At 49.6% G+C, this 3,846-nt stretch carries 5 protein-coding genes and 1 pseudogene; 4 read left to right on the forward strand and 2 right to left on the reverse strand.

The window, feature by feature from the left end:
* Positions 1-81: 81 nt before the first annotated feature.
* Complete coding sequence (locus BOW51_RS08260) at positions 82-684, reverse strand: hypothetical protein (RefSeq protein WP_078477278.1); 603 nt, start codon at positions 682-684, stop codon at positions 82-84.
* A gap of 17 nt (positions 685-701) precedes the next feature.
* The gene (locus tag BOW51_RS08265; RefSeq protein WP_078477279.1) at positions 702-1,742 is read right to left on the reverse strand and encodes a DUF2919 family protein; all 1,041 of its coding nucleotides are present in this window, start codon (positions 1,740-1,742) and stop codon (positions 702-704) included.
* Between the two features lie 408 nt (positions 1,743-2,150).
* Here BOW51_RS08265 and BOW51_RS08270 point away from each other — a divergent pair, with 408 nt between their 5' ends.
* The 4 genes and pseudogenes from BOW51_RS08270 to BOW51_RS08285 all read left to right on the forward strand — a co-directional run.
* Positions 2,151-2,507: an NADH-quinone oxidoreductase subunit A gene (locus BOW51_RS08270; protein ID WP_078477281.1), complete on the forward strand. Its 357-nt coding sequence runs from the start codon at positions 2,151-2,153 to the stop codon at positions 2,505-2,507.
* On the forward strand, positions 2,498-2,974 hold the full coding sequence (locus BOW51_RS08275; RefSeq protein ID WP_078477283.1) for a NuoB/complex I 20 kDa subunit family protein: 477 nt from the start codon (positions 2,498-2,500) through the stop codon (positions 2,972-2,974). Before BOW51_RS08270 ends, BOW51_RS08275 begins: the two co-directional genes overlap by 10 nt.
* Before the next feature lie 29 nt (positions 2,975-3,003).
* A complete protein-coding gene (locus tag BOW51_RS08280) occupies positions 3,004-3,723 on the forward strand; it encodes an NADH-quinone oxidoreductase subunit C (RefSeq protein WP_078477284.1) in 720 nt (239 codons plus the stop codon).
* Positions 3,716-3,846: pseudogene (locus tag BOW51_RS08285) on the forward strand (NADH-quinone oxidoreductase subunit D); the annotation flags it as partial. The gene BOW51_RS08280 and the pseudogene BOW51_RS08285, both read left to right, overlap by 8 nt.

The following is a 3,846-nucleotide window of genomic DNA, read 5'->3' on the forward strand; positions in this document are numbered from 1 at the left end:
CGCAGGGCGTCCGGGGCAATAAAGGCTGTCGAAGATCGAGTGTAAAAGGGCGACTTGGATGTCCCGTTTTACATCACGAGATCAAAGACACGCTTGCATTTTTTGGCCAAGAGGAGTGATATTCTCCTCGCAGATTCTGAAGATGATTTCAGTCATAGCCAGCCAGCGTTTCCATATCTCGTAACTGGCCACGAAGTAATTCGAGAAAATCGTGGTTGTGTGATCGCAAACAATTTCCCTGGGGTTTAGCTCAATATCCAGTTCTCCGGAGAGACTTTCAAATGATGTAATAAGCCCGGGATGGTATCGCTCTCCTTGTTCAAACGGATTGAGATGCAGGGCTGAGTGGTCAAAAAAAGGGGAAAAGCTGAAAATTTCGTCGCCACCATTCGTCACGACATCTTTTACCTGCTCGGAATTACAGCCGGTTTTTTCATAAAATCTTGGCGAGAAAAAGCCGATGTAGTCGTTGTCGGAAAATTGGTTGTTTAGTAATACCTGTCGAATAGGCCAGTACTCGGCCCAGTCAGGCCGCGTGTTGGCACGGTTATCCAGTGCAATAAAACCGGGGTCGAGCTGTTGCCTTGTTTCATCGTTATAAAAGATCTGGAACAGTTTCAGGTTTTTATTCATTCCCTGGGCCGGGTTTTCGATATGCCATCGACTGGAACGGCTATCTGTCATGTTTATACCTTCTGTTTCTACTCATCAAGATGTTTCTGAGCCAGTACCTGTGCATTCCCGAGCGCCTGTTTGGCAGACTCCTCTTTACCTGCATCACGCAACAGAATTCCAAGGTTTTTCCATGCGTAAAGGTGTTGCGGATGGAGCGTCAATGCACTCTGATAACTTGAAATTGCCGCTGTCTTGTTGCCTGTTTCAGCCAGTGACAGGGCAAGATTGAAATAGGCGTCGGCATTATTTGGTAGCAGTTTGACCGCCTTTTTGGCGCTTTGTAAAGATTTATGCGCCTCACCCAGATGCCGCTGGATTGTCGCAAGATTGGAATAACAGGCTCCATTTTCGGCATCAAACAGGAGTGTTTTCTGCATCAGGATTTCAGCATCCTTGTATCGCTTGTCCTGAACTGCCTGGTGCGCAAGTTCGTGCCATGTTTCGGCCGCCTCTTTGGTTGTTGCATTGAGTAGCTGCGTGAGTTTTTCAGCTTTGTCCGGGTCGCTGGCGATGATTTTACTGACTATCTCGCGGAACTTACGATCATACTCCTCACGTTCCTTTCCCAGTAGGCCTGTCGGTTTGTGACTTTTCTCGTCAGGGAAGTCAAGAAATGTCATCCTGATGCGGTTGGAACGTACCGCATAAAGCATAACGTAGAGATCCAGCAGCAGGTAGAGAAGGACAGGAATCACCATTTCCTGGTTTGATCTGTCAATGATCTGCATGCCTGATTGCAGGATATCCACGATCAGTTGTATTGCCAGCGTTAGTATCAATATCAACCTGCCGTGTTGCCAGATTGAACGCCATAGCTGATGTGCTCCTGGCTGTCGCATGACAAGGGTGACAAGCAAAAGAATTGCAGGAAGATCTGCAGCCATGACCTGAAGCGACATGAATTCCTTGATGAATGTGCTATCTCCGCCGCCACGCATCAGGGGAAAATAGGCCAGAAATATCAGAAAGACGTGACGGATTGAATAGAGCATGACAAGGAGCATGCCGATCGATGGTTTCAGCTTGAGCTGTTCGTCGTAGGCGTCAGGCGGGAATTGCATCTTCATTCATCATCCCCCTCATTTGTTGTCACCAGTCGTGGTTTGATTGCTTCGCTCAAAAACAGTCCTTCTTTGTGTGCTTCATGTTGATTCATGTGCACAGTATCTTAAGAAAGAAGATATTTAAAGGTTACCGTTTTAAGGCTGCTATGAGGCGTCAGTTCAATTGCTGATTGCATCTGGTGATACCATTATTTTATGCGCGCAATAAAAAAAATATATTAATTTTTGCGAATATAATGTAACTTGCTGAAATCAATCTATTTAAGCTCTATTTAGCTCTCTTGGCTCAGGTTTGACACGCACTCGGCAACCAGATTAGACTGGTTCAGGTTTAAAAAGTGGTATTGCAGATGGGGTTTTAACGCCTTGTCGTGATAACTGAGTCAGAAAAACAAAGGGGAATAACTCCAAATGCTGGAGAACTATCTGCCCATCCTGGTGTTTATCACCCTCGGTGGCATCATAGGCGCCGTTGTCGTTGGAATGGGGTTTTTGCTGGGGCCACACAAGCCTGATAGCGATAAGCGATCACCTTTTGAGTGCGGCTTCGAGGCCTTCGAAGACAGCCGCATGAAGTTTGACGTGCGTTACTACCTCGTCGCCATCCTTTTTATTATTTTCGATCTTGAAATTGCCTTCCTGTTTCCATGGGCGGTCGCACTTGACCAGATCGGACTCGTCGGTTTCTGGGCCATGGTGCTGTTTCTCGGCATTCTTGTTGTTGGCTTTATATATGAATGGAAGAAAGGAGCACTCGAATGGGAGTAGAGGGCCTGCTCAAGGAAGGATTTGTTACTACTTCCGCAGACAAACTGATCAACTGGGCGCGCACCGGCTCCATGTGGCCGATGACTTTCGGGCTTGCCTGCTGCGCCGTTGAAATGATGCACGCTGCTGCAGCGCGCTACGACATGGATCGCTTTGGAATTGTTTTCCGTCCCAGCCCACGCCAGTCGGACGTCATGATCGTTGCCGGCACCCTGGTCAACAAGATGGCACCGGCTTTGCGAAAGGTCTATGACCAGATGGCAGAACCACGCTGGGTTATCTCAATGGGTTCCTGCGCCAATGGCGGCGGTTATTATCATTACTCTTATGCCGTAGTACGCGGATGTGACAGGGTGGTTCCGGTCGATGTTTATGTGCCAGGCTGCCCACCAACTGCTGAAGCCTTGCTATACGGCATATTGCAGTTACAGAACAAAATACGACGTACGAATACCATCGCACGTTAAACAGAATTGGATACAGGACGATTTGAATCATGACGCTTGCTGAGCGCCTCGACGAACTTGCCGACGAACTCGAAGAAATCTTCGAGGAAGAGGAGGATATCTCCTTTAACCGTGAACTCGAGGAGATCACCCTCGAAGTACCGCGTGACAAGCTGTTCGAGACCATGAAAACCCTGCGCAATGCGCGCAGCCTGCAATTTGACACCTGTATCGATGTTTGCGGTGTCGATCTCTCTGCCTATGGCATGAGTGAGTGGGCAACAAGCAATGACGGTTTTTGCCGCGGCGTTGATCGCCGTATGTTCAGTCCTGAGCCGGCATCCCGTTTCGCGGTTGTCTATCACCTGTTGTCGGTGGTCAAGAATCATCGCATCCGTGTCAAAACCCTGCTCGATTCCGACTACCCGGTTGTCGACTCGGTGGTCGACTTGTGGGCAGCAGCCAACTGGTTCGAGCGCGAGGCGTTCGATCTGCTCGGTATTCTCTTCCAGGGTCATCCCGACCTGCGTCGAATTCTTACCGACTACGGCTTTATCGGCCATCCGTTGCGCAAGGATTTTCCGCTCGAGGGCGAAGTGGAAATGCGTTACGACCCGGAACAGAGGCGAGTTGTCTACGAGCCTGTCAGTATCGAAATGCGTACCCTGGTACCGCGCGTGATCCGTCACGATAATCGCTACGAGGAAGGCTGGAAGCCGGAAGAACCGGAAGTAGAGGAAGTAGAGGAAGAGGGTGAAGCCGATGTCTGAGATTCGTAACTACACGGTCAACTTCGGCCCCCAGCACCCGGCTGCACACGGCGTACTGCGCCTGATTCTTGAGCTGGACGGCGAGGTTGTCGAACGCGCCGATCCACATGTCGGACTCCTGCA

This window comes from Solemya elarraichensis gill symbiont, assembly GCF_002021095.1.
Taxonomy (GTDB): domain Bacteria; phylum Pseudomonadota; class Gammaproteobacteria; order Chromatiales; family Chromatiaceae.